General features: G+C 62.7%; 21 protein-coding genes and 2 pseudogenes. 12 read left to right on the top strand and 11 right to left on the bottom strand.

Translation table 11 applies throughout. The annotated features are described in order from the left end of the window. Positions 1–66: 66 nt before the first annotated feature. From EQG70_RS12640 to EQG70_RS12630, 3 genes and pseudogenes are all read left to right on the top strand, one after another. Positions 67–690 (top strand): SGNH/GDSL hydrolase family protein, encoded by a 624-nt coding sequence (locus EQG70_RS12640; RefSeq protein WP_109269489.1) that lies wholly within the window; start codon positions 67–69, stop codon positions 688–690. A 255-nt stretch (positions 691–945) separates the two neighbouring features. After that, entirely contained in the window at positions 946–2,253 is a 1,308-nt protein-coding gene (locus tag EQG70_RS12635) for an O-antigen polymerase (protein ID WP_109269488.1), read from the top strand. A gap of 213 nt (positions 2,254–2,466) precedes the next feature. After that, positions 2,467–3,529 (top strand): annotated as a pseudogene (locus EQG70_RS12630) (IS630 family transposase). A gap of 384 nt (positions 3,530–3,913) precedes the next feature. Here EQG70_RS12630 and EQG70_RS12625 read toward each other — a convergent pair. The 6 genes from EQG70_RS12625 to EQG70_RS12600 all read right to left on the bottom strand — a co-directional run bounded on the left by EQG70_RS12625 (position 3,914) and on the right by EQG70_RS12600 (position 10,486). Beyond that, positions 3,914–4,765 (bottom strand): glycosyltransferase, encoded by an 852-nt coding sequence (locus tag EQG70_RS12625; RefSeq protein WP_167508897.1) that lies wholly within the window; start codon positions 4,763–4,765, stop codon positions 3,914–3,916. 232 nt (positions 4,766–4,997) lie between these two features. Continuing rightward, the gene (locus EQG70_RS12620) at positions 4,998–5,642 is read right to left on the bottom strand and encodes a polysaccharide pyruvyl transferase family protein (RefSeq protein WP_109269486.1); all 645 of its coding nucleotides are present in this window, start codon (positions 5,640–5,642) and stop codon (positions 4,998–5,000) included. Positions 5,643–5,817: 175 nt separating this feature from the next. Next, a complete protein-coding gene (locus EQG70_RS12615; RefSeq protein WP_109269485.1) occupies positions 5,818–7,314 on the bottom strand; it encodes a lipopolysaccharide biosynthesis protein in 1,497 nt (498 codons plus the stop codon). A gap of 110 nt (positions 7,315–7,424) precedes the next feature. Further along, positions 7,425–8,951 (bottom strand): sugar transferase, encoded by a 1,527-nt coding sequence (locus EQG70_RS12610; RefSeq protein WP_244296556.1) that lies wholly within the window; start codon positions 8,949–8,951, stop codon positions 7,425–7,427. A 299-nt stretch (positions 8,952–9,250) separates the two neighbouring features. Continuing rightward, the gene (locus EQG70_RS12605; protein WP_109269483.1) at positions 9,251–9,712 is read right to left on the bottom strand and encodes a hypothetical protein; all 462 of its coding nucleotides are present in this window, start codon (positions 9,710–9,712) and stop codon (positions 9,251–9,253) included. A gap of 357 nt (positions 9,713–10,069) precedes the next feature. Next, positions 10,070–10,486: a VOC family protein gene (locus tag EQG70_RS12600; RefSeq protein ID WP_109243337.1), complete on the bottom strand. Its 417-nt coding sequence runs from the start codon at positions 10,484–10,486 to the stop codon at positions 10,070–10,072. Between the two features lie 193 nt (positions 10,487–10,679). On the opposite strand from EQG70_RS12600, the gene EQG70_RS12595 reads away from it, so the two are divergent. Genes EQG70_RS12595 through EQG70_RS12590 form a run of 3 tightly spaced genes read left to right on the top strand, consistent with a single transcriptional unit; the run spans position 10,680 to position 11,938 of the window. Then, on the top strand, positions 10,680–11,300 hold the full coding sequence (locus EQG70_RS12595) for a sensor histidine kinase (RefSeq protein ID WP_167508895.1): 621 nt from the start codon (positions 10,680–10,682) through the stop codon (positions 11,298–11,300). Beyond that, a complete protein-coding gene (locus EQG70_RS18920; protein WP_368731352.1) occupies positions 11,279–11,485 on the top strand; it encodes an ATP-binding protein in 207 nt (68 codons plus the stop codon). Before EQG70_RS12595 ends, EQG70_RS18920 begins: the two co-directional genes overlap by 22 nt. A gap of 36 nt (positions 11,486–11,521) precedes the next feature. Continuing rightward, the gene (locus EQG70_RS12590; protein ID WP_109269481.1) at positions 11,522–11,938 is read left to right on the top strand and encodes a hypothetical protein; all 417 of its coding nucleotides are present in this window, start codon (positions 11,522–11,524) and stop codon (positions 11,936–11,938) included. A gap of 24 nt (positions 11,939–11,962) precedes the next feature. On the opposite strand, the gene EQG70_RS12585 is transcribed toward EQG70_RS12590, so the two are convergent. Beyond that, entirely contained in the window at positions 11,963–13,447 is a 1,485-nt protein-coding gene (locus EQG70_RS12585) for a sugar transferase (protein WP_109269480.1), read from the bottom strand. A 350-nt stretch (positions 13,448–13,797) separates the two neighbouring features. On the opposite strand from EQG70_RS12585, the gene EQG70_RS18160 reads away from it, so the two are divergent. After that, entirely contained in the window at positions 13,798–14,313 is a 516-nt protein-coding gene (locus EQG70_RS18160) for a WecB/TagA/CpsF family glycosyltransferase (protein ID WP_167508894.1), read from the top strand. Continuing rightward, complete coding sequence (locus tag EQG70_RS18155) at positions 14,259–14,597, top strand: WecB/TagA/CpsF family glycosyltransferase (RefSeq protein ID WP_167508893.1); 339 nt, start codon at positions 14,259–14,261, stop codon at positions 14,595–14,597. Before EQG70_RS18160 ends, EQG70_RS18155 begins: the two co-directional genes overlap by 55 nt. 145 nt (positions 14,598–14,742) lie before the next feature. Here EQG70_RS18155 and EQG70_RS12575 read toward each other — a convergent pair whose 3' ends face one another. Then, the gene (locus EQG70_RS12575) at positions 14,743–16,218 is read right to left on the bottom strand and encodes a sugar transferase (RefSeq protein ID WP_244296554.1); all 1,476 of its coding nucleotides are present in this window, start codon (positions 16,216–16,218) and stop codon (positions 14,743–14,745) included. Positions 16,219–16,739: 521 nt separating this feature from the next. Here EQG70_RS12575 and EQG70_RS12570 point away from each other — a divergent pair. Next, complete coding sequence (locus EQG70_RS12570) at positions 16,740–17,351, top strand: 50S ribosomal protein L25/general stress protein Ctc (RefSeq protein WP_109269477.1); 612 nt, start codon at positions 16,740–16,742, stop codon at positions 17,349–17,351. 106 nt (positions 17,352–17,457) lie between these two features. Beyond that, positions 17,458–18,036, top strand: coding sequence for an aminoacyl-tRNA hydrolase (pth, locus tag EQG70_RS12565; RefSeq protein WP_109269476.1), 579 nt, complete (start codon positions 17,458–17,460; stop codon positions 18,034–18,036). A gap of 209 nt (positions 18,037–18,245) precedes the next feature. On the opposite strand, the gene EQG70_RS12560 is transcribed toward pth, so the two are convergent. Both EQG70_RS12560 and gmd read right to left on the bottom strand, forming a co-directional pair. Next, positions 18,246–19,250 carry a GDP-L-fucose synthase family protein gene (locus EQG70_RS12560; RefSeq protein WP_109269475.1) on the bottom strand — a complete coding sequence of 335 codons (1,005 nt, stop codon included), beginning with the start codon at positions 19,248–19,250 and terminating at the stop codon, positions 18,246–18,248. Between the two features lie 26 nt (positions 19,251–19,276). Further along, positions 19,277–20,296, bottom strand: a complete 1,020-nt coding sequence (gmd, locus tag EQG70_RS12555; RefSeq protein ID WP_109269474.1) for a GDP-mannose 4,6-dehydratase — start codon at positions 20,294–20,296, stop codon at positions 19,277–19,279. Positions 20,297–20,900: 604 nt separating this feature from the next. On the opposite strand from gmd, the gene EQG70_RS12550 reads away from it, so the two are divergent. Then, on the top strand, positions 20,901–21,677 hold the full coding sequence (locus EQG70_RS12550) for a WecB/TagA/CpsF family glycosyltransferase (protein WP_167508892.1): 777 nt from the start codon (positions 20,901–20,903) through the stop codon (positions 21,675–21,677). A 487-nt stretch (positions 21,678–22,164) separates the two neighbouring features. After that, positions 22,165–22,815, top strand: a complete 651-nt coding sequence (locus EQG70_RS18150) for a glycosyltransferase (protein ID WP_167508891.1) — start codon at positions 22,165–22,167, stop codon at positions 22,813–22,815. Between the two features lie 1,102 nt (positions 22,816–23,917). On the opposite strand, the pseudogene EQG70_RS12540 reads toward EQG70_RS18150, so the two are convergent. Continuing rightward, a pseudogene (locus tag EQG70_RS12540) lies at positions 23,918–24,361 on the bottom strand (transposase); the annotation flags it as partial. Between the last annotated feature and the right edge of the window lie 175 nt (positions 24,362–24,536).

Raw genomic sequence — 24,536 nt, 5'->3', positions numbered from 1 at the left:
CGACGAGCAGGGCCACCGCGCTACACCACTATCGGGGGCTCAACTATTGGAGGACTCGGCGCCTCCATGGTTCAGGCGGAGCAGGCGCAGGCGAGTATCACTCAAGCAACCTCTACTTACACATCGCCGGTCACCTACACGCCGCCGCCCAAAACCACAGAGGTTGCGTTCATCGGCGACTCATTCACCATGGGTGGTGGGGCAACTAACAGGTCCAAAAGATGGACAACCGTGTTGTCTCGGGACATGAAATGGGTCGAGCTGAATTACGGGGTGAGCGGCACGAACTATGCAACGGCTGGCACCGTGGTCGGGGCGAAACCCTACTGGGACAACCTCACCGACTTGATCATTTCCCAACCGGATATCGTGATCGTTTCCTCAGCTGGCAACGCCCTCAACGTGGACCAAGAGCCGGGCATCAGCCGAACATACGAGAAGCTCCGGGAAGCCCTCCCGGACGCGCAAATTTATGCGACCTCGCCGTACACACGGGCGGGGGGATTCGGTACCGGACTTAAGGAATTCGGTGAGGAAGTAGAGCAAGGGGTGGAATCCGTGGGAGGGGAATACCTGGACCTCAACCACCCCATCGGAACCCGCTTCGACCTCATGGACGACGATGACATTCACCCCAATGACGAGGGGCACCAGATCATCGCTGACTCGGTGAAACGCGAGATCTTATAAGGGTCCGGTAGATCCTGCCCCGGACATCCCTATTCCTGGTATCTGATCCCATACGCCACACTGTGACGTTGCCTCACCTGCATCTGGGCACCTGGCCGATACACTGCCCAGGTGCCCCCCACACCTGAACGAAAATCGCCGGTTGGGCGTCAAGTCCTGTTCATCATCTCGGCCATTGCCCTGTGTTGCGTTGTGCCCGGATGGCTTTACCAAGCCACCGGCGGAGCACCCAACCCCCGGAACCCCTGGTGGTCGTTGGCGATCATCGTCGTGTCCGGGCTGGCCTACGCTGGGGTGATCGCCTCGACCCGCCGGCAGCTCTACGCCATGGTCCTGTGGCTGTTCACCTATGTGTTCATGGGCCTCGCCCCCTATGTCCAGTACCGGCTGGATGTTTCTCTCAGCACGACTCCGTATTTGGATGCGTCGCTGTACCCGTTGGCCGGCGTGGTGATGGTCGTCTGTTCTCTGGCCGCACTAGCCGGCAGCCTCCTCGCCGGGCAATCCCGACGCCCCGCCCGGACACTCCGCCCGACCCTGGTGGACCGCCGCAACGCGAACCTCTTGACATTGGTGGCGGTGGCACTGTTCCTCTACTACGGCAATGCCATCGGCTTCGGGTCGTTTCTGCTATCCCGTGGCGAGTTGTCCTCGTTGCGGGCCGCTACTTGGGGGAACCCAGCGACGATGAACCTGCTTACCGGCGGACTGAACATGACTCTGCTCGTCGCGTTCCTCGCCCAGATGGCCGTGCGTCGTCAACGCCTCACCGCGGGACTACGCGCTTCGATGCTCCCCGCGCTCATGATGGGGGTGCTTCTGCTGTACGTGGTGAATCCCGTGAACACGGCCCGGTATGTGGCCGGCACGGTGATCTTGGCCATCCTCGCCGCTTTGGGCGCCTACGCCACTGTCAACCGCGCCCGTATTGTCGCCGTGGCTGCTCTGGCCGGTCTGCTCTTCCTGTTCCCGATCGCTGACACGTTCCGGCACTCCACCTCCGAGTCCATCCAGGTGGAGAATCCTGTCACCGCATTGACCTCCGGGGACTTCGACGCCTTCGCCCAGTTCGTAAACACCCTCGACTACCTAGACGCCAGCGGTCCCACCTACGGGTGGCAGTTGGTCGGTGTACTCCTGTTCTGGGTTCCCCGCTCTTTGTGGCCCGGGAAACCGGAGGATACCGGCATCGTGCTGGCCGACTACATGGGGTACAAGTTCGCGAACATCTCCTCTCCCATGTGGACTGAGCTGGCCATCAACTTCGGGGTCGTCGGCGCAGTTCTCGGCATGGGGCTCCTGGGGTACTGGTTCCGGTCCATGGACCGCGCCACCGACGCGCACCTGAGAGTGTTCCCGGTACCTCCCTTGTTGGCGGGGGTCACCACGTTCTACCTGCTCATCGTGCTCCGCGGGTCGCTGCTCAACGCCATGTCATCACTGGCCGTGGTGCTCCTGGCGTCCTGGTTCGTGACCCGGAAATCGCGCCGTGCTGTTGCCGGGTCACAGCATCCGGCGCCCCGGCACGTCGCGGCTACTAAGGTGGTGACTGCAAGAACTTAATGTCTCCCCACCGTAAGATCGTCAATACGGGTTGCAGCGTTGTTCGTCTGCCCACCGGTCCTGGTAGCCGTGCGGAAATTTGAGATGGTGGCCATGCTTGCCGGGCGCCAGTCCTCGAAGATGTTGATGGAGTTGCCCTTAGTGGTGACCGTCAGCTCGTGGGTGCCGAGGGGTTGAAATACCTCAGCGGTTGGTGAGGGGAAATCGTGGGTTATGGAAAATCATCCTGCGGCTCCGCTGCTGTTGCGCCAGCGCTACCGGGAGACGCTGCAGAGCCTGGTGCGCTCCGCCTCGGTGCGCGCCGGACTGGCACAGTGGGCGCGGATCGTGCTGCTGACCGCAGAGGGCATCTCCAACACCGAGATGGCGCAGTAGGTGGGCACGACCTGCAACACCGTGATCATCCGGCGAGTTGGTTGCACCGAGGCAGGCATCGCTGGGCTGGCCGACTGCGATCGAACAGGGCGGCCGCGACGGATCGACCACCGGGTGATCGTGGCCGCCAACCTGCGGCCCCCCCGCCGAAAAGGCTCGGGGTCACGCACTGGTCCTCCCGGCTGCTGGCGTCCCGGCTGGGCATCGACCACACCACGGTGGCAAAGGCCTGGCGGGAGTACGGGATCGCGCCGTGGCGGGAGGGGACCTTCAAGTTCTCCACCGGCCCGGAACTGGTGGCCAAGGTCGTCGACATGGGCGGTCTCTACCTGGCCCGGCCGGAGAACGCGGTGGTACTGTGCGTGGACGAGAAGTCCCACATCCAAGCGCTGTAACGCACGTCCCCGGGACTGCCCATGCAGCCGGGCAAGCCGGCAGCTCGCACCCACGGCTACATCCGCCACGGCACCTCCACATTGTTCGCCGCGCTGGAGGTCGCCACCGGCCACGTGACGGCGGCCTGCAAGCCGCGGCGCCGGCGTCAGGAGTTCCTGGCCTCCCTGAAGCAGGTCGCCCGGGCCTATCCGCACCTGGTAATGGACAACTGCGCAGTGCACAAGACTCCTGAGAAGAGAACGTGGCTGGTGGAGAACCCCGGCTCCCGGTGCACTTCACGCCCGCCTCGGTGTCCTAGCAGACCCTCGTGGAGGTCCGATTAGGCTTCATCGAGCGCCAGGCCCTGCACCGGGCCGACGTCGCCTCGGTCAAGGAGGCGAACGCCAAGATCCGCACCTTCGTCACCGGCTGGAACTACCGTGGCCACCCGATCGTGTGGACGAAAACCAGCACCAAGATCCTCAAGAATGCCAACCGCTCAAGTACTTCAAAGACAGACCACTAGCGTCTAGAGAGACGTGATCATGGCATCGTCTCGGACTTCTTGATACCGTCTGAATACTTTCCCTTGGCCGCCTGTCAATAGAGCGTCATACCCCATCGGCGATGACAACCCCTTTATGAGAGTGAAATCACGGATACCGAGAACGAGGTGTATCGGGTGATTGACCAGGACGATCATCGCATGCATCGGAATTTCCTGCAACCACCAAAGAGTTCACCATCAACCCGGCTACGGGCGTTCCGTTATGCGCAAACCACGCTATAGAGCACCAATCATTCTTTCGAAGTTCTTAAGCTGAGCGGCGCAAATAGACTGAAGAGAAGGAGGATCACTTCAAATAGCGGACGATTGCCAAGACTTTCCTTCAAACCATAATCCGCAAACTCACATGTTGGCCAGAATCGACGCCCAATTATGCCGTGAAATGCAATCCTGATTCTCAGCCCAGTTGTACTTGTGTGTCTTTTCTTGCGCTGCCATCAAAGCTAAGTCCGCTAACATCGACATGTCACCCTCGGGCGCAAGTGCTTGCTTTCCTAGAATACGGGAAAACTCGGGGCAATCGAAGGCAACTACGGGGAGCCCCATGGTCATAGCCAGCAAGACACTACCCGATACAGTGACATTCCTATATGGTGCGACCATCACATTTGACTTTTTTAGGGCCGAATGTAGTACCTCATCGTCCAAGTACGACCGTCCGTCCCCCACGATGGACACATTCGTCTTAGTCCTAAGAGTGGCCACATCCCGCGGACTGTAGATACCTACGCACACAAGTAGGCGGATACCTTTGGAATCCAAAAAATCAGCCAAGCTAGGAAGCTCAAAGAAACCCTTATCCTCTCGGATGCTTCCTACAAATACGGCCGTCAGGCCAGGCTGTAGATCAAGATGGCGGAACGGGCGCCCGGCACTTTGACGGTGAGAGAGGGATAGATTCCACGCTTTGTAACTCGGGTGGGCCGCTACTAAAGCAAGTTTCGACGAACCTGCACGTAGCCGGTCAGTGTGGACAACTAGCGCCGTTGCAGATTCGCGCACAGCGCGTAATCCTTTAACCTGCTCGAGTTCATCCCTTTCCTTAATGGGGTTATGGACGACAATTACCGTGGGCAGGCGGCAGAGTTGCAAAAATCGTGTCATCAGAATTTCCCATCGGTTCATAATCCATGGGAATACGATGATAGGGCGCTTAATCACACATACGGCAATAAAGTGGAACACCGCCAACATATATGTGATGGCATGGATATGGCTATGGTTTCCCGCTGCTGGAGCCGGTAGACTTTCTACGGTTCGCGCCTCGTCCGTGCCGTAGGGTCTATTTCGACGCGTATAGTGAGTGGCAGTGACGTTAGGAATTCCACCTATTACACGTGCCAGCTCCGTCCCGTAAGGATTAAAGGGATTTGGGTCCCACACATGTACACGCTTTTCTTTCGCTGTGACAATCATTAGTATCCTTTTACTTCCACAGATCCCACGGAAATACGTCAAGTACCTTCATCGCTGTTATGGGCTGCTGAGGTTGCTGCGGAACTACTTGAAGTGCATCCTCCGCATTGTCTTGTAAGGTTGGGCAATCTCTATCGGTACCGTTGTAATAATCCTGGTACTTAAATTCAGGCTCATTTGGGGAACTGACCGCGACTGTAGGTATGCCGAGCGAATCCGCAATAATGAGTGCATGCAATGAGCTGGCGATAACGGACTTACTCTGGGCGATAATTCGTATGCAGTCCCAAACGTTTGATCGAGGATTCAAGACCTCAACATTGAGGTGTTGCCATTCTTCAAAGTCATTCTTGTTCGGAACGGCGACTACATCACGTTGTTTGAATTTGGACCACTGAACGACGTGCGGATAAAGGTGGGGTATGAGCAAAGCGGGATCCCCGTAAATTTCGGGAACTGGCACGCCTGCGTCTCTGAACTTTTCCGCCGTAAGGGGGCCCCTGACGCATCGCACGTCGAGTTGGCGCAGTTGAGTCAAAGAGGGCAGTACTTTGCCATTGATACCGGAACCCCAAACAACGTCCCCAGCGCGCGAGAAATGTATGATCGAACCCACGCTCAACAACCGCGGCTGTGTGTGCGATCTCGACCGCATGCGATGCCGCTTAGGAGTGGGATTTAAGATTCGCTGAACAATTAACGGGCCCAGCAGGTCTCCAAAATTTTCGACCCGTTTATGCCTTGGGATATGCGAGGTTATTTTACCGTTGCCGAGTCTCTGACGCGGATTCCAATGCACCACATTGGTGCCATGTATCGTACTCAATGAATCACCTAATCTTTTGGGGTGGGCGCTTCTTGGCCATGTTCACTACAATTCGTATTTGTGCTATGTCTTGCCTAAATGGTCGTACAATAATGAAGAGTGTTCCAAGATAGAGAATCCAGAAAACCAATAGGACCGAAATGGTTTCAAACTCGTTTAAACTTCTTGGAAGGTAATGGCCCACTGCAATGGCGCCGGCAAGTCCTCCAAGTAGAATGGTTATTGGTCGGGCAGAATTCGATAGGAAAAATCGTCGTCGTAGTCCGCTGCGCGGGACGACAAAAAGAGTCAGGAGTGTCCAATTGATGGCGAGTCCTGCGGTGACCGCCCAGGCGACACCGTTCGCCCCCCATGGCGAAAAAGCGATTATCATTGCAACCATAATAAGTCTTGCCAGTCCGCCAAAAATGAGTTGACGGCCAACTAGGTCCTTAACTATAAAAAACCAGTAATATATGTATCCCAGCGTTTGAAAAATTCCGCCGATGGCTAGAATCTGGAGGACCGGGGCCACACCCTCCCATCCTGGGCCAAGAATAATGAGCATTAGAGGTGGCGCCACGGAGGCTAGTATCAAGAATACGCCACCGATGGCGTAAATCAGCATCGATTGCAGGTGCTTTAGGTACTTCAGCATTTGCTGATCATTTACGCGGGATAAGACAGGAATCATCACGTTGGTCAAGGGCGATGCGAGCTGACTTATCGGCACTTTAAAAAATTGATATGCCTGGTTATAGATTCCGGTGGTAGAGGCACCCCACATTGCTCCCAGTGCCACGGTGTCGGCATTGGAGGATACGTAATTGATTATTTGAGTAGCAGAGGCCTTGGAACCAAAAATAAAGTGCTTGCCTGTTCCCCACAAATTTCGCGGTTTCTGAGGCAACCAGCCGGAGAGTGTAGCAAGGCCCATTACTTGCAACACTATTATGGTTACTTGCTGGACTACAAGTGCCCAGTAGCCCATCCCCGTAAGGGCGAGGGTAACGGCTGTGGCAGTGGCACCTAGCTGCGCCAGAACATCGATTGCTACAATTCGCGAGAACCGGAGTGATCGTGAAAGCTCGGCACGGAATTGTCCCGCCGCGGACTGGAGCAGGAACGTTGCGCTTAGCGCGAGAACTATGGTTTTTAGCTCTGGCCTTCCGTAGAAGTCGCTTATGGGGCCAGCAGTTAAGGCGATGATAGCCGAGGCGAGCAATCCTATAATGAGATTGACCCAAAAGAGATTCGACTTGTCTTCATGCGACATGTCAGGGTCGCGAAGAGCTGCGAGGGAGAGGCCAAAGTCGGATAGAATGGCAGCTATGCCTATGATGGCAGTTACCATGGCCACTAAACCGAAATCCCCTGGTGACAAGATTCTGGCAAGTATTGCAGTTCCTGCTATTTGGACCGTAAATTTGGACCACTGCCCGAATAGCATTACAAATGCGCCATTTGCGGCGGAATTGGCGAGTTTCAAATTGAGGCGTCCACTCTCGTTGCGGAAAGTCATGTAATTGATCAAGAAGCTTGGTTGTAGGTCGGAATCCCCGGTCTTCCGCAATGTTTTTGGTGCCCTATTTCAATCGTGCGACTTATCCATCTGCTTGCACGACTGTAATGCTAATACGCACCTTCTTTGGCTACTACCGCCTTGAAAGTGCGCGCCAGGATCAGTGTGTCCAGCAGCGGCGACCAGTTCTCCACGTAGTACTGGTCCAGGCGGACCGACTGCTCCACATCCAGGTTGTTGCGGCCGGAGACCTGCCACAGACCGGTGATGCCGGGTTTCACGCGCAGCCGGCGGTGCATGTACTTGTCGTACTCGTCCACCTCTGCCTGGATCTGGGGGCGGGGGCCCACCAGGGACATGTCGCCGCGGAGGACGTTCACGAATTGGGGGAGCTCGTCGAGGCTGAAGCGCCGCATCCAGTGGCCCGGCTTGGTGATGCGGGGGTCGTTCTTGACCTTGAAGAGCAGGGCCTTGCCGCCGGACTCCGCGAGGAGCTGCGGCAGCATCTGCGCGGCGTCGGTGCGCATGGTGCGGAACTTCAGCACCTTGAAGCGCTTGCCGTCCACGCCGATGCGCTCGTGCGCGTAGAAGACCGGTCCGCCGTCGTGCTTCTTGATGATGAGGGCGAGGAGCGCGATCACGGGGGAGAGGGCCGCCAGTGCCGCGGCGGAGCCGAGGACGTCCATGGAGCGCTTGATCAATGCCGCGCCGCGGCTCATCCTCGGAGTGGCCACGTGGATGAGGGGCAGGCCGGCCACCTGCTGCATGTGGATGCGGGGGCCGGCGATGTCCGTGAGCCCGGTGTCCATGACCAGGCGGATGCGCTCGTCCGTGAGCAACCAGCTCAGCTGGCGGATCTCCCGCGTGGTGAGCGGCACGTTGGAGGACAGCACCACCGTCTGGATGCCGTGCTCCCGGCAGGCCTCGATGATGCCCTCCACCGAGGGGCGCTCGCCCCGGGGCAGAGCGTTGGGCGGCAGCTGCACCCGCTGGACCTCGAGCGGCAGGGGCTTGAGAGTCGACGGCGTGTAGACCACCGCGGTGTCGAAGCCGGTCGCCGGGTTTTTCCGCAGGGACGTCACGAGCTCGGACACGCTGCCGATGCGGCCGACCACCATGGTCCGGGAGACGGACTCGCCGCGGACTCGGTCCTTCACGAGTCGGTCCCGCACGATGAAGCGCCCCAGGATCAGGAGGCCGATGCCCAGCGGCAGGGCGATCAGGACGTAGCTGCGAGCTGTGGGGATGTTGAAGGCGAAGGAGACGATGGCCACGGCACTGAACAGCACCAGGGTGGTGTTGACCACCTGTCGGGTCTCCTCGAGGCCGTAGCCGATGAGCCGGACGTCGCGGGCGCCGCGCAGGCCCAGGTGGATCCACCAGACCACGGCGAGGAGCCCGCCGACGATCCAGTAGGGGACCGAGTAGCCGTCGCCGAGCGGCAGTCCGGCGTTCTCCAGCTGGAAGCGGACCAGTTGCGTGCCGGCCATGGCGACCAGCAGCGCCAGGCCGTCCGACCAGCGCATGCGGGTGAGGTACTTCGCGCGCCAGTCGGCGCGGGATGCCGGCGTACGGGTGGTGTCCGGGCGCGGTCGCTGCGCGACGTCCGCCCGGTTCATCTCATCGACTTTGAGCACAGTTGTTCCCTCCCCGATCAACGCGGCGCCGTCTGGGGTGTCCGCTCCCAGCCCGTGGGAGGAACGACGGTCGCCGCGGTACAACACACTTGGGGACAAGTTTAGGGCCGCAAATGGATGCAAGTGCCTATATGACTTCGGATGTTTACGTTCGCACTTAGGCTTCCGGGATTCCGCGGAACCGCATTGTGCCTAGTGGTGACGGGGGTCATGTCCTCCGGCGGGGAAGTTCGCCCTGTGGCCGAGGGTGCTGCTTCATGTCCCCTGATCGGGGGACCGTGGCATCGGCTTGGGGTCGCTCAGGCGGCGCGGGCCTCCGGCGCGGTGTGGCCGGCGGTGCGAAGGTGCTCAGCCTTGAGGCGGCGGAGGTTCAGGGCCAGGCAGCTGGGGGCATAGGCCGGGCGGATCACCACGGGGGTGCCCTCGTGGCCGTGGGCGGCGAGGATCTCTCCCAGGGCGCCCTCGTGGCGCTCGAGGACCACGTGGCCGAAGTAGTGGTCGTTGAAGAGGTCGGCCAGTTCCAGGGCGTAGGCCCAGGTGGGGGTGCCGACCTCCATGGACGCCTTCGGGCAGTCCCAGTCGCTCGGGGTGCCGGCGGTGCGCAGCTGGGTGCGCAGCACGCGGTCGAGGGCCTCGGGGGTGAAGGCCAGGGTGAGCTCGGCGACGTCCTCGACGATGTCGAGCTCCAGGAGGGTGAGACCCGCGGGGGAGCAGGACTCCAGGTAGTGCTGGATGTCAGTGGCAAGGGGGGAGGTGCGCATCGGATTCTCTCTTGTCCGTCGAGGGGTACGGATCTTCGGGTCCTCCGAGCGTATCGGGGCAACGGCCCTAGTGGGGGCCGTTTCTTGTCCCCACATGGTCCCCATCGGACCGGACAAAAGTCTATTGTCAGCCTCTGGTTCCTATGCGGAGAGTGGTTCGGCGTAGACCATTGTCCAGGCGGTGTTTCCGGAGTGTGTCAAGGGCCACACGCACCGCCCTGTTCGCCGGAGCAAGGCGTCGACCCGATCTGGTGCACACCATCGGAGGAACGCTCGCCGAGGGCTACGTACTCGAGGCCCCGGTGGTGCGCCGGGTGGCGGCGCGGCCCGGGTGACGCGGTGGAGTCCTGTACGCGCCTACGCGACCAAGATGCAGAACGGGTGCCCTGCGGGATCGGCGAACACGTAAAACGATTCCTCCGGGTCGTCTGCGCGATCGAGCAGCTGTTCGGCGCCCAGTTCGAGGGCCCGTTGCCGCTGGATCTCGAGCGATTCCCGGTCCGGGACGGACAGGTCCAGGTGCAGCTGTTGCGCCACACCGGAGGCGTCGGGCCACGTCACCCGGGGCAGGACGGGGACCGCCTGGAACGTCAGCTTCCGTGCTCCGTGGGCGTCCGTGAGGACCAGCCACCGGTCGTTGTCGGCAGATCCGTCCGTCGGAGGCTCATCCCGGGGCAGGTACTGCAGGCCCAGCAGCTTCCTGTAGAACTCGGCCAGCGCCCGGACGTCCGTCGCGTCCAGCACGGTGGTCTGCAAGTGCGGGTAATCGGTCATCCGTCCACCTCTTCTCCTGGTGTCCACCTCTCACGGTAGCCAATGGCCCGCCGGGGCGACATCCCACCGCAGGACGTGCGAAGGCGCTGGAAGCTGGCAGGTGCGGGACATGCCCCTCTTACTCAGCTCACGGAAGCTGGGAGTGGGCAGGTGTCTCCGTCGGTCCACGCAGCGTCCTGGAAGGAACCCCACGATGACCGTGACCCTCAGCATCCTCAGCATCCTCAGCATCCTCAGCATCCTCACCACCTCCACTCCCGCCGGGACAGTGGAGTGGGCCCGCCTGTTCTCCTACCAGCTGCCCTCCGGCCACGACCCCGGTCTCGAGGCCGTGCTCGAGTCCATGACCGAGGGCCGGCGCCTCCCCGGGCAGACCATCGAGCGCAACACCGACCAGCCGCTGAGCCTGGTCGACGACCTCCTGAACTCCCACCGGGATGCCGCCGACCTGCACGTCGTCCCCGCGGACCTCGTGGCGCTGCCCGAGCAGTCCGCCGAGGCCGCTCAGCCCCACACCGAGCGGGCGGGGATCACCGTGAAGGCCTGGGCGCCGGACACCCTGGTGGTCGGCTGCGACCCCGTGCGCCTGCGCCAGGTCCTGGACAACCTCATCTCCCACGCCATCAAGTACTCGCCCCCGAACAGCACGGTGTTCGTGCTGGGCACCCAGTCGGGCGACTCCGCCCAGGTGCAGGTGATCGGCCACGGCCACGGGATGTCCCCGGAGGAGGTCCGCCGGGTGTTCGAGAAGTTCTACCGCGGCGCCACGGCCCGGATGAGCACCACCCCGGGCTGGGCATCGGGCTGGCCCTGAGCAAGGCCATCATCGAGCAGCACCGCGGAACCCTGACCTGCCACAGCACGCTGGGGGAGGGGGCCGTGTTCACCCTGATGCTGCCGATGGCCTCAGCGCGCGAGGCGGTCCCGGTCGCCGACGGTGCCCGAACTCAGACTTTCGTCGGTGGGGCAGGGGACTCCGGTGTGGCTACGGTGGAGTAGCCGCTGTTCCGTCGTCGAACTCCCCGAGGTGTTTTTATGTCCCGTCCCGCCACCGGTTCTCGCGACTTCTTCGGCGGCCCGCCGTGGTGGGCGGTGGTCGCTGTGCCGGTAGGACTGGTGCTCGCGCTGTTCGTACTCGAGGGCCTCGGCGTGCCGACGGCACCGGCGGTGCTGGGACTCTTCGCGGTGCTCTACGCCGTCTTCAGCGTGGCCACCGGCGTGCGGCGCGGCTGGCGCATCGCGCTGCGCACGGTGGTCCTGCCCGCCGTGGCTGGGCTGCTGGCCGGCGCGGCGGTGATGAGCTCCGGGGCGACGATCACCGGGGTGCAGGCCCCGTGGGCGGACGACACCTATCTGCCGGGGCTCCTCGCGCTGGTCGCGGTGATGTACGGACAGCAGCACCTGCTCTCCCGGCGTGGTCTCGCGGTGCCGACCGGGCGAGCCGGCCGATGAGCCGGCCCGGCGGAGGAAGGCGCGTCAGTGCGCGCCTTCCTTGGCGACCACGGCCTTGACGGTGCGCAGCAGGATCACGAAGTCCTGGACCGGGGACCAGTTCTCCACGTAGTAGAGGTCCAGGCGCACGGCCTGCTCCCAGTCCAGGTCGTCCCGGCCCGAGACCTGCCACAGCCCGGTGATGCCGGGCTTGACCCGCAGCCGGCGGTGGACGTGCTCCTCGTACTGGGCGACCTCCGAGGGCAGCGGCGGGCGCGGGCCCACCAGGGACATCTCGCCCTTGAGGACGTTGAGGAACTGCGGCAGCTCGTCGAGGCTGTACTTGCGCATCCACCGCCCCGGCGTGGTGACCCGGGGGTCGTTCTCCATGAAGAACAGCACCCCGCCCTTGGCGTCGTTGGCGGCCATGAGCTCGGCCTTGCGCTCCTCGGCGTCGGTGTACATAGAGCGGAACTTCAGCATCCTGAAGGTCGTCCCGTCGAGGCCGGTGCGCTCCTGGGCGAAGAGCACGGGCCCGCCGTCGTGGGCCTTGACGATCGCGGCGAGCACGAGCATGACGGGGGACAGGGCCACCAAGGCCGTCACGGCGCCGACGATGTCGACCAGCCGCTTGAGCATCCGCCGGGAGCGGCTCAGCCGCGGGGTGGAGACGTGGATCAGGGGCAGTCCGGCCATCTGCTGGGTGTGGATGCGCGGGCCGGCGATGTCGGTGAGCCCGGTGTCGAGGACCAGGCGGATGCGCTCGTCGGCCAGGTACCAGGACAGGTGCCGGACCTCCTCCGAGCTCAGCGGCGCGCTCGCGGCCATCACCAGGGTCTCGATCCGGTGGGCCCGGCACGCGGCCACGATCCCCTCCACACTGGGCGCCTCCCCGGCCGGCAGCATGTTCTGGGGCATCGGCACCCGGGCCAGGTGGTGCGGCAGGACCCGGGACGACGACGGCGCGTAGACCGCCACCGGGTCGAAGCCCGCGGCAGGGTTCTGCTGCAGGGACTGGAGCATCTCCACGACCCCCGGTACGCGCCCGACCACCAGGGTCCGGGACATCGCCTCGCCGGCCAGCCGGTGGCGGGTCAGTCCGCGCCGCACCAGGCCGCGCCCCGCCAGCAGCAGGAGCGTGCCCAGCGGCAGGGCGATCACCACGTAGCTGCGGGCCATCGGCACGTTCAGCACGTAGGACAGGATCGCCAGGGTGCCGAAGAGCACCAGCGTGGCGGAGACCACCTGCCGGTTCTCCTCCACGGCGTAGCCGATCAGGCGCACGTCGCGGGCGCCCCGCAGTTCCAGCCAGCCCCACCAGGCCGCGCCGAGCACAGCACCCACCAGCCAGTACGGCACGGTGAGCCGGCCGAGCTCCAGGGCCTCCTGGTCGAGGCCGAAGCGCAGCAGCTGCGTCAGCACGAGCGTGGCGGCCAGTGCCGCCGTGTCCACCTGGCGCAGACGTCTGATGTGAGTTTCCCGCCAGGCGGCAGGTCGCACGGACATGTTCTTCTTGAGCACGTTGGTCACTCCCCCCGAGTGTGCGGGGGCCGGAACACTCCTCCTACGCCCCCCGGCGTGGTTCCGGCCCCCATCGATGACTTTACAAGTGCACATCGATGTAAACAGGTGCTTAACAGGGGACAGTCCCGAGGGGTGGATGCTCCACTCTCTTTGCTAGCGTAAATGCAAGCGCATGTTCGCCGGTCCCCAGGGCTGGTGGCCGCGAGACGTGCGCTGCAGGGGTGCCGGTCCGCCGGCGGGATCCGGGGGGATCCCGCCGCACCATGGGCGGTGCTCCCTGCTCAGCAGCCGGCCCGGTCCCCGGGTCCCGGCGGGGGAGCGAAGCGCCGCAGAGGCGCAGCACAGGGGGAGTTCGCATGTTGAAGCACCAGTCCCGTGACCGGAGCACGGACCCGATCGAGATCCCGGTCAGCGGTGTCCGCGTGACGCCGATGGACGCCGAGGAGCTGCACCGGTGGATCTCGGCCACGTGGCAGGAGCGGCGCAAGGCCGCCGTCCTGGCCCACAACCTGCACAGTCTCTACACGTGGGAGGTCAACCCGACGTTCCGCGCCTTCTACGAGAAGGCCGACGTGGTGCTGACGGACGGCTTCCCCGTCCTGAAGCTGGCCAAGTGGCGATCCGGGCGCGACCTCAGCGCCAAGCGGCACCGCCTCGGCACCCTGGACTGGCTGCCCGGCCTGATGGGACGCACCCCGGTGCGGCGCGTCGCCGTCGTCGGCGCGACCCCCGCCGGCAACGCCCGCACGGTGGACCTGCTCCGGCGGGACGCCCCGACGGGCGGATCGAGGGCTGGCCGGGGGAGGGCTGGAACCCCGTGCTCGAGGACCACATCGTCCGGTCCCTCCAGGAGTTCCGGCCGGACTTCGTGATCTTGGGCCTGGGCATGCCGTTGCAGGAGGAGTTCCTGAGCCGGCGCTGGGAAGAGCTGCCCACGGCGATCTACGCGGCCGTCGGCGGCGGGATCGACGAGTACGCCGGCATCCAGAAGCCGCCGCCGCGCTGGCTCGGGCCCATCGGGCTGGAGTGGGCCTACCGGGTGGTCACTCAGCCGCGGCGGCTGGGCCACCGGTACCTCGTCGAGCCGTGGGTCCTGGCCTACCTGCTGGCCATCAAGGTCGCCCGCGGGGGAACGGGCGCGTCGGCCGGACGATGAGGCCGTCTCCGGTCAGGGGGCGGACGCTGCGGCCGTCCGGCAGTCGTTGACCTTGGCTCGGGACCAGGTGGTGCACGCTCGCAGAGCCGCGGTGAGACCCGCTCGCGGTCGGACGGCTGACTCCCCGCAACCGCGGCGCGTCCGGTCAATAGGCACCTTCGCGAGCCAACACGGCCTTGACGGTGCGCAGCAGGATGACCAGGTCCTGCACCGGGGACCAGTTCTCCACGTAGTAGAGGTCGAGTCGCACGGCCTGGTCCCAGTCGAGATTCGAGCGACCGGACACCTGCCACAGTCCGGTGATCCCGGGCTTGACCCGGAGCCGGCGGTGCACATGGTCCTCGTACCTCTCGACCTCGCTCGCCAATGGCGGACGGGGGCCGACCAGCGACATCTGGCCAGCGAGCACATTCATCAGCTGCGGCAGTTCATCAAGGCTGTACTTGCGCATCCACCGCCCTGGAGCCGTGACCCGCGGGTCGTCCTTCATCTTGAAGAGCACCCCGCCTGCTCCCTCGTTGGCCGCGAGAAGTGCGTGCCTGCGCTCTTCCGCGTCGGTGTACATGGAGCGGAACTTGAGCATCTTGAAGTGGGAGCCGTCCAGTCCGACTCGCTCCTGGGTGAAGAAAGCTGGTCCGCCGTCATGGGCCTTGACGATGAGGGACAGGACCAACATGACGGGCGAGAGCACGAGCAGGGCCCCACCGGCACCGACGACATCCACCGTGCGTTTCAGCAGAAGGCGGGCGCGGGTCATCTTCGGCGTGGAGACGTGGATCAGCGGCAGGCCGGCCACGTGCTGGGTGTGGATCCGAGGTCCTGCGATGTCCGTCAGGCCGGTGTCGAGGACCAGCCGGATCCGCTCGTCGGCCAGGTACCAGCTCAGGTGCCGGATCTCCTCGGGACTGAAGGGAGCGCTTGCGCACAGCACCAGTACCTCGATCTGCCGGTCTCGGCAGGCTTCCAACAGGCTGAGCACTTCCGGGGACTGGCCGTCGGGCAACAGGTTCGGTGGCTGTTCCATCGCGGCCAGAGAGACCGGCAGCGGCCGGGAGGAGGCCGGTGCATACACGGCCACGGGGTCGAATCCGGCTCCGGGGTGCTTTCGCAGGGACTTGACGGTCTCGAGGACCCCCGGCGGACGGCCCACGACCATCGTCCGAGAAGTCGCCACGCCGGCATACCGCTGAAGGGTCAGCTGCCGCCGAATCCGACCACGGCCCAGAAGCAACAGACCCATGCCCAGGGGGAGTGCCACGATCACGTAGCCCCGTGCAGTGGAGAGATTCAGCGCGTAGGAGACAATGGCGATGGCGCCGAACAGGACCAGCGTTGCGTTGACCAGTTCCTTCGATTCCTCGATGCCCTGTCCGACAAGCCGGATGTCCCGAGTGCCGCGCAAATCCAGCCATGCCCACCAGGCCAGGCCGAGAAGGACACCGACACCCCAATATGGCAATCCCCACCCTCGGACGAACAGAGTCCCGCTCTCGAACCCGAAACGGATGAGCTGAGCAGCGGCCACGGTCAACGCCAGGGCCGTGGCGTCCGTCGTCCGCACGGTGCGCACGTAGTTGTCCTGCCACGAGGCGGACCGCGACATGTCGGTCTGTTTGAGCACAGTTGTCGTCCTTTCCCCACTGCGGTGGACGAAACCGTGCGTGCTGGAACCTCCTGGCGGTGGGCAGGGCGACATGGCCCTCTCTAAGGGCTTGTCTTTGCCTTGGATGCCTGATCGTTCAGCGCACGGACCGTACCAGCCGGCCGACCCCCATCGACCGGATCCGTCCGGCCCGCCGGGGTAATCCGACGGGCCGTGGAAGCCGCGGTACCGACTCTAAGGTGAACGTCTGGCCGATGCTTACTTTTGTCCAATAATGGCCTTGTGTGAATTTACTATCGTGATGACTAGGGGTGATGTCCCTCAATGCAGCCCGTGCCAGTCCCGTGCTAGCCTTGTGCGGTTGCCAAGGCGAGGGGACCCCTGCGGGTCCCGTGATCGACGACGGCTGGTTGAACGTTCCCGCCCCCCCGGTGCGGCGCCCCGCAAGGCGCGTCGCCCGGAGTTCAGACGACTGGGGAGGGTCTGCGGCCGGTATCGCCTGGCCATTCAGACGACAGACCCGACTTCGAGGAGTTCCCATGGCTGACACCATCCGCATCCCGGCCACCACGCGCAGCGACTTCGGCAAGGGCTACGCCCGCCGCATCCGCAACAACGACCAGATCCCCGCGGTCGTCTACGGCCACGGCGCCGAGCCGCAGCACGTGATCATCCCCGGCCACGAGACCATGCTCGCCGTGCGCCACTCCAACGCCGTGCTCGAGCTCGACGTCGAGGGCAGCACCCAGCTGGTCATGGTCAAGGACATCCAGCGCCACGCGACTCGCCCGGAGATCCTGCACATCGACCTGCTCGCCGTGCGCCGCGGCGAGAAGGTTGAGGTCGAGATCCCCGTCCACGTCATCGGCGAGGTCGACCCGACCGCCGTGCACAACGTCGAGGAGAACACCCTCACCGTCGAGGCCGACGCCTTGAACGTGCCCGACTCCGTCACCATCAACCTCGACGGCCACGGCGTGGGCGACCACGTCTACGCCGCCGACGTCCGCCTGCCCGAGGGCGTGACCATGGTCTCCGACCCGGAGCTGCTGGTCATCAACGTCTCCGAGCCCCAGGCCCAGGACCTCGGTGACACCGAGGGCGAGACCGAGGCCCCCGAGGGCGACGTCGTCGCCGAGAACGAGGCCTGAGCCTCACCGCTCACCTGATCCACGTGATCCTCGAAGTGCGGGGCGGCTTGCGAGCCGCCCCGCACTTCGCATGACCGCTCTCTTCACCACTTCGATGGAGGCACCGATGTCCGACGCATGGCTGGTCGTGGGACTGGGCAACCCCGGCCCCGAGTACGCCCGGACCCGGCACAACGTGGGGCAGATGGTCCTCGACGAGCTCGCCTCCCGGCTCGGCGGGACCTTCAAGGTGCACAAGACTCGCGCCCAGGTCCTGGAGTCCCGCCTGCGCCCGGGCGGGCCGCGCGTGGTCCTGGCCAAACCCATGACCTACATGAACACCTCCGGCGGGCCCGTGGCCGGCCTCGCCAAGTTCTACGGCATCCCCGCTGAACGGGTCATCGCCGTGCACGACGAGATCGACATCCCCTTCGCCGCCGTCAAACTGAAGATCGGCGGAGGAGAGGGCGGGCACAACGGCCTGAGGGACATGTCCAAGGCCCTGTCCACCAAGGACTACTACCGCGTGCGCGTGGGCGTGGGCCGCCCCCCGGGCCGGATGGACGCCGCCTCCTACGTGCTCAAGCCGTTCTCCTCCACCGAGGGCAAGGAGCTGCCCTTCCTGCTCGACGATGCCGCCGACGCGGTGGAGCACCTTGTCGAGAACGGGCTGCTCGAAGCGCAGCAAAGGTTCCATTCTCGATGATGTAGTGTCCGCCACATTTGCCCTCGTCCGACTCAGCAGTGCTGTCGCAGTGATTGTCCGGCGGTGGTGGACGCCACTCTTTCCGGGCCAAAAGTGCCGCGAAAGATCTGCGGACTATGACGGTGACGCAGCAGCGCGTTCTCGTCGGGGTGATACTTCCGGAATGCCGCCACGGCCTCCGACATGAGCTCTGGAGATCAGGACGAGCGTTATTCGCGGATGCCGTCCTGGTGCTCTCGGTACCAGTCGACCGTGGACCGGAGTCCCTCCTGCAGCGGGATGCGGGCGGTCCAGCCGGCGTTGGCGAGTTTGGTGACGTCCATGAGCTTGCGCGGGGTGCCGTCGGGCTTGGTGGTGTCCCACTCGATGCGCCCTTCGTAGCCCACGGCCTCGGCGACGAGTCCGGCGAGCTCCTTGATGGTGACGTCGGTGCCGGTGCCCACGTTGACGTGCTCGGGGCCGTCGTAGTGCTCGAGCAGGTGCAGGCAGGCCTCGGCCATGTCGTCGACGTGCAGGAACTCCCGCAGCGGGGAGCCGGTGCCCCAGTTGGTCACCGACTCGGCGCCCGAAATCCGAGCTTCCTCGTAGCGGCGGATCATGGCCGGCAGGACGTGGGAGCCGGTGGGGGAGAAGTTGTCCCCGGGCCCGTAGAGGTTGGTGGGCATCGCGGAGATCCATGGCAGCCCGTACTGGCGGCGCACGGCCTGGATCTGCAGGATGCCGGCGATCTTGGCGATCGCGTAGGCGTCGTTGGTGGGCTCCAGGTGCCCGGTGAGCAGGTACTCCTCCTTCAGCGGCTGCGGGGCCAGCTTCGGGTAGATGCAGGAGGACCCCAGGAACAGGACGCGCTCCACTCCGTGGGCCAGGGCGGCGTCGAGGACGTTGACCTGGATCCGCAGGTTCTCCGAGAGGAAGTCCACGGGGTAGGTGTTGTTGGCGAGGATCCCGCCGACCTTCGCCGCGGCCAGCACCACGTAGCGGGGCTTGGTGTGCGCGAAGAAGGCGAACACGGCGTCGCGGTCCTTCAGGTCCAGCTCGGCGGAGGTGCGGCCGATGAGGTCGGTGAAGCCTTCGGACTGGAGCCGGCGCCAGATCGCGGAGCCGACCAGGCCGCGGTGGCCGGCCACGTAGAACGGGGCGGTGCGATCCAGCGGGCCTGGGACGAACCCGGTGGTGGTATCGGCGGGGGCCGTGGTGGTGGGTGTCTGTGTCATGGGTGCTTTTCCTGTCGCTTCCCGGGTCATTTGGTCCAGGAGGCGAGGTCGACGGTGTCGATCCAGGCGTCGTTGGCGAGCAGGGCGATGTCGGCGTCGACCATGAGCTTGGCGAGTTCGGGGGCTTTGACGGTGGCTTCCCAGCCGAGCTTGTCCTTGGCCTTGGCGGGGTCGCCGATGAGGGCGTCGACTTCGGTGGGTCGCAGGTAGCGCTCGTCGAACTCGACGTGCTCGCGCCAGTCCAGCCCGGCGTGGTCGAAGGAGATCTCGAGGAACTCCCGGACCGTGCACGGGTGGCCGGTGGCGAGCACGAAGTCCTCGGGCTCGTCGGCCTGGAGCATCCGCCACATGCCCTCGACGTACTCGGCGGCGTAGCCCCAGTCGCGGATGGCCTGGAGGTTGCCCATGTAGAGCTTGTCCTGGGTGCCGGCCTTGATCGCGGCCACGGCCCGGGTGATCTTGCGGGTCACGAAGGTCTCGCCGCGGCGGGGGGACTCGTGGTTGAAGAGGATCCCGTTGACGGCGTACATGTCGTAGGCCTCGCGGTAGTTCTTGGTGATCCAGTAGGAGTAGATCTTCGCCGCCCCGTAGGGGGAGCGGGGGTAGAAGGGGGTGTCCTCGTGCTGCGGGGGCGGGGTGGCGCCGTAGAGCTCACTGGTGGAGGCCTGGTAGTAGCGGGCGTCCACGTTGGCCAGGCGCATCGCCTCGAGCAGGCGCACGGTGCCCAGCCCAGTGGTGTCCCCGGTGTGCTCGGGCTCTTCGAAGGAGACCTTCACGTGGGACTGGGCGGCGAGGTTGTAGACCTCGTCGGGGCGGATCTGCGCCATCAGCGTGACCAGGCGGGAGCCGTCGGAGAGGTCGCCGTAGTGCAGGAACAGCTTCGCGTCGGTCTCGTGCGGGTCGGTGTAGAGGTGGTCGATCCGGTGGGTGTTGAAGGTTGAGGCGCGACGGATCAGCCCGTGGACCTCGTAGCCCTTGGCGAGCAGCAGCTCCGCCAGGTAGGAGCCGTCCTGACCGGTGATCCCGGTGATGAAAGCCTTCTTCATGGTGTGTCAAACTCCGAACACTTGAACTGGATTGAAGAACCTGACCATCTTCGTAAGCGTGAGATCTCTGGAGGGCTCGGACAGCGACGTCACCATGAGCGACGTGCATGCCCTCCGGTCGTGCTTATGCCGGGCGGGCGCCTCGGAGATCGGAGGGCTCAACTCACGCTACGCCCTGCATCGCATCCCGCGCACAGGATGAGAACCCGCACATGTGGGGACAAGGCAGCTTCCCTGACCCGCTGACAGGCGGCGATACAATTCTGAGACTTTGCCAAGCCGGACGTAGACGATCCCAACCAGGAAAGTCCTGCCGATCTTCATAAACGTAATGTGTCTGGCCGCCTTTGGGCGGTCATGACCAAAACAGTAGAGGCATCGGACGGCAGACTACGGTCACCACATGGACCGCGGGCATGGGACCGCAGGGCACCTCATTTGGCGCTTGGCAACTTACTAAGTAGGTCTTGAGTCATGTAAACGTCATGCCATGGGGGAGATCGTATGGCCTGGAGTTCTCTCTATGTGCACTGTCGCAAAGTAAGAAGGGGCGGAAATGGGCCACGATGGGATATTCAAGGTCCCGACGGAGCGGGTCGGAGGAGTGCCTTTTTCGGTCACGAAATTTGAAAATGCTGTCGAATTTTGTTTAAATATTGCAGAACGGCCTCCCGCCACTGGAGTCCCAGTTCGCCTCGCAAATTCATATTGCGTCGCGTTGGCAAGCAAGGATCGGGCCTACCAAGAAGTGATGCTCGGTCACGGACTAAATCTGCCGGATGGCACCCCCGTGTGGCTAATAATGTTTCTGCGGGCAGCGCTAAAGGGTTCAACACTGCCGCAGCGAGTGCGCGGCCCATCCTTTTTTGTGTCCAGCTTGGAAAAAAGCGAAAACTCAGAAATTTCTCACTACTTCATCGGGGGTACGGATGAATCGATGCTCCGGATGATGGAAAAAATGAAGCAACAATTCCCCGGCCTGAGGGTAGCAGGGTGGTATGCCCCACCTATCGCGCCAGCGAATAAAACCCTTTTTGATGAATGCACTGAAAGAATTAGGGCATCCGGAGCTAGTATTGTTTGGATTGGGTTAGGCACTCCCAAGCAAGACATAACCTCTTCTGTTCTGGCTGAGCAAACCCAAACGGTGTGCATTGGAGTCGGCGCTGCTTTCGACTTTTTTTCTGGCACTGTTAAGGAGGCGCCGCGAGTGTTCCGCCTTACTGGTTCTGAGTGGGTTTTCCGCCTCGCCACAGAGCCCCGACGATTGTGGCGGCGATATTTGTTTGGTAACTATACTTTTTTGGCAATTGTCCTGCGCGAAGGGCTGTTTGAATTGAAGAATAAAATTGCTGTCAGGGGTTGGCTCGGCCGTGCATGAAATGCGGAACATCACCATAGTCGAGCATCTGGACCCGACTTCATGGGCGCCTGGTGGTATCGATAATGTAGTGCGCGACTTTATTTCGCATGATAATTCTATCCAGTTTTCAATTGTGGGAGTAACGGATAAGCCTGATCTCAGAATCGGGATGTGGACAAATGTCGACGTGGAGGGTCGCATGGTGCGCTTCATGCCGGTCGCCCTTTTTGATCGAATTCAAAAGCCAGCCGGTTTCCGGATCCCACATTCTCTGCGCTTTGTCACTGGACTGATCCGGTACAGGCGCCGTATTGGTAGGAGCACGATTCATGTGCACAGGGTGGAGACCGGGTGCTTCGTAAGTCTTTTCTTGCGGCAACCTTACGTACAGTACGTGCACAGTAACTCTCGGGGATTGCTAGGCCCCAAATCCGATTCCATGTGGAAACATCTTCCCTGGTTGCACCGACGCGTGGAACGCAGAGCTGTCGGGCGCGCAATGTCCGTGGCAATTTTTAACAAAGAAGACGCACCGCGACTTGCCAAGCTGGCGTCCTCCCTCACCATTGCCGAAACCTGGTTCGACCCAAGACTATTTTGTCCTTCGCCTGAAGGGGCTCTGAAGGATATTAAAGAAATCGTATGGGTTGGTCGTTTGGACCACGGTAAAGATCCATGGCTGGTGATGTCGGCGGCCGAGGAGGCTTGGAAGAATGGGCAGGATTGGGTGTTTACGATCATCGGTGACGGTCCACTCATGAAAGAACTTCAACGGCATGTCACCGTTTCTGGTTTGGGCAATGTGCGACTCTTGGGGGCGTTGCCTCACGAGCAGGTGGCCTCCGTGCTACGACGCAGTCGGGTTTTCCTGATGACTTCCTACTACGAAGGCTCTCCTACGGCACTTCTAGAAGCTCTGGCCTGCGCCTTGCCTGTCGCCATTACACGTGAGTCAGATCCGGACGGTCTGGTTCGAGACGGGGTAAATGGGTCCTTCATCGATCAACGTGACGGGGATCGAGTTAACCATGCGTTGCGCCAGTGCTTCGAATTAAAGCATGTCGTCGTGTCTGAACCTGTCAAAAGCAGGTCTGCCGACAGATTGGTGCCAGTTCTGGCCAACTTGGATCATGCTGCACGCCGGTTCGCCACGTGATCGAAAAGTATTCGGAACCGCATCGGCGGATCATGGGTACGACGTCAGTTCGGCCTGTGAGTGGGTGGGGTACGGTTAGAATGTATGGGAAACACAGACCATCGCGATGAAGACGTGGCACGTGGTGGTTGCGAGCGCCCTGTGTTTCGTGATGGACGGCGTACTGCTCGGAGCTCATATATTCCACCACTATTGGGCCGTCCGGGAGGGCGGAGTTACTCCTGTTCACTTGTTCCATCACGCTCGAATGTGGGATGGTGGGCAAGATGGATCGCTGGCCGAAATATTCGGGCACCTGCAATTGGGAGGGGCCGCGGTTGTCCTAATAGTTCTGTCTTTGCGGTCGCAGGGAGCGCGCGTGTTGACGGCTTGGGGGATAGTATTCACCGTCATGGTGACTGATGACCTCTTTCGGGTGCATGAGCGTGTGGGTCGACTTCTTGATCTTCGCCGTTTAGACCATCGACTCACTGAGCTAGGTGCACAAGAGTTCGGCGGTCTGCTGTTATGGGGTGGGGTAGGTCTTGTGCTGGGTGCCTTAATCGTTGCTTGTCATCGTACGAGCTCCCTTGCCGCCCGCTCAGCGTCCTGGAGGATGTTTGCCCTATCGTTGCCATTTATGGCCATAGCGACGAGTTACGTCATGGTCAGCGTTCTACACCCCGAATTACTCGAGGCTGCGCGCGGCGTCGGGATAGCTTCTGCGCGGATTGTCGTGAAACTTCTAACCATGACTCTAATATTTGTTTACGCCTTGCTTTTGTTTAGGGATGGAATTTCCCCCGAGAAGAGCCTGCATCACCACGGATGGGTCTGACGGTGCCGTAATCTCCTCTATCTCGGCGCAACAAGTTACGTATGAGGGTGCGACAATTGACGCCGGTTGGTTGTCGGATGCTTGGTACTTCCGCACTGATAGGTGACTGTTGGGGTTTCATGCCGAGAGAGGTACGGCGGAGGGGACTGATGCACCGATAGGTAACACCCTGACCTGACCTGCAGTCTGGTTTCCAGTCGTGGTGGCTAGCTGTTGTGGGGCATGAGGTTCTTGGCCCGGGTGCGTCGATGGGGACTGCCGCACCGATAGGTGACAGGTGGGGTCTCATGCCGCGAGGGTCACGGCGGGCTTCATCATGGTCTCGTACTCGATGGGGGTCAACCGCTCCAGACGAGCCTGCCGCCGGCGTCGGTGGTAGGTCCGCTCGGTCCAGGTGACGATGGCGATCCTCAACTCGTCCCGGGTCGCCCAGGAGCGCCGGTCGAGGACGTTCTTCTGCAGCAGGGCGAAGAAGCTCTCCATCGCGGCGTTGTCCCCGGCCGCACCGACCTTGCCCATCGAGCCGACCAGTCCGTGCCGGTTCAGGGCGTGGCCGAATTTCCGTGAACGAAATTGACTGCCCCTATCCGAGTGGACGATGCAGCCGGCCACATCTCCGCGGCGCGCGACCGCGTTGTGCAGTGCCTGCACCGCCAGGCTGGACTTCATTCGCGAGTCGATGGAGTAGCCCACGATCCGCCCGGAGAAGACGTCCTTGATCGCGCACAGTTAGAGCTGGCGGTTTCTCAGGGTCGATGCAACAAGGACGTCTTCATCATGGGTTTTTTCTCCTCTGAGGAGAAGTAGGTCAGCCCTGTGGGGACGGGTTCTTCACGTGCTCTGTCCTATTCAGATCGCGAGAGCCCTTCTTCTCGAACGATGAAGTGCAGGAACATGTTCGGGA

Source organism: Kocuria rosea (assembly GCF_006094695.1).
In the GTDB taxonomy this organism is placed as follows: domain Bacteria; phylum Actinomycetota; class Actinomycetes; order Actinomycetales; family Micrococcaceae; genus Kocuria; species Kocuria rosea.
Note: the sequence above shows the minus strand (reverse complement) of the source record. Positions and strands in the feature narration are given on the sequence as shown.

Coding starts and splice junctions, on each gene's coding strand:
- EQG70_RS12640 (WP_109269489.1), top strand. CDS start 67: ATGGTTCAGGCGGAGCAGGCGCAGGCGAGTATCACTCAAGCAACCTCT.
- EQG70_RS12625 (WP_167508897.1), bottom strand. CDS start 4,765: ATGTTGGCGGTGTTCCACTTTATTGCCGTATGTGTGATTAAGCGCCCT.
- EQG70_RS12620 (WP_109269486.1), bottom strand. CDS start 5,642: ATGCGGTCGAGATCGCACACACAGCCGCGGTTGTTGAGCGTGGGTTCG.
- EQG70_RS12615 (WP_109269485.1), bottom strand. CDS start 7,314: ATGACTTTCCGCAACGAGAGTGGACGCCTCAATTTGAAACTCGCCAAT.
- EQG70_RS12605 (WP_109269483.1), bottom strand. CDS start 9,712: ATGCGCACCTCCCCCCTTGCCACTGACATCCAGCACTACCTGGAGTCC.
- EQG70_RS12600 (WP_109243337.1), bottom strand. CDS start 10,486: ATGACCGATTACCCGCACTTGCAGACCACCGTGCTGGACGCGACGGAC.
- EQG70_RS12595 (WP_167508895.1), top strand. CDS start 10,680: ATGACCGTGACCCTCAGCATCCTCAGCATCCTCAGCATCCTCAGCATC.
- EQG70_RS12590 (WP_109269481.1), top strand. CDS start 11,522: ATGTCCCGTCCCGCCACCGGTTCTCGCGACTTCTTCGGCGGCCCGCCG.
- EQG70_RS18160 (WP_167508894.1), top strand. CDS start 13,798: ATGTTGAAGCACCAGTCCCGTGACCGGAGCACGGACCCGATCGAGATC.
- EQG70_RS12570 (WP_109269477.1), top strand. CDS start 16,740: ATGGCTGACACCATCCGCATCCCGGCCACCACGCGCAGCGACTTCGGC.
- pth (WP_109269476.1), top strand. CDS start 17,458: ATGTCCGACGCATGGCTGGTCGTGGGACTGGGCAACCCCGGCCCCGAG.
- EQG70_RS12560 (WP_109269475.1), bottom strand. CDS start 19,250: ATGACACAGACACCCACCACCACGGCCCCCGCCGATACCACCACCGGG.
- gmd (WP_109269474.1), bottom strand. CDS start 20,296: ATGAAGAAGGCTTTCATCACCGGGATCACCGGTCAGGACGGCTCCTAC.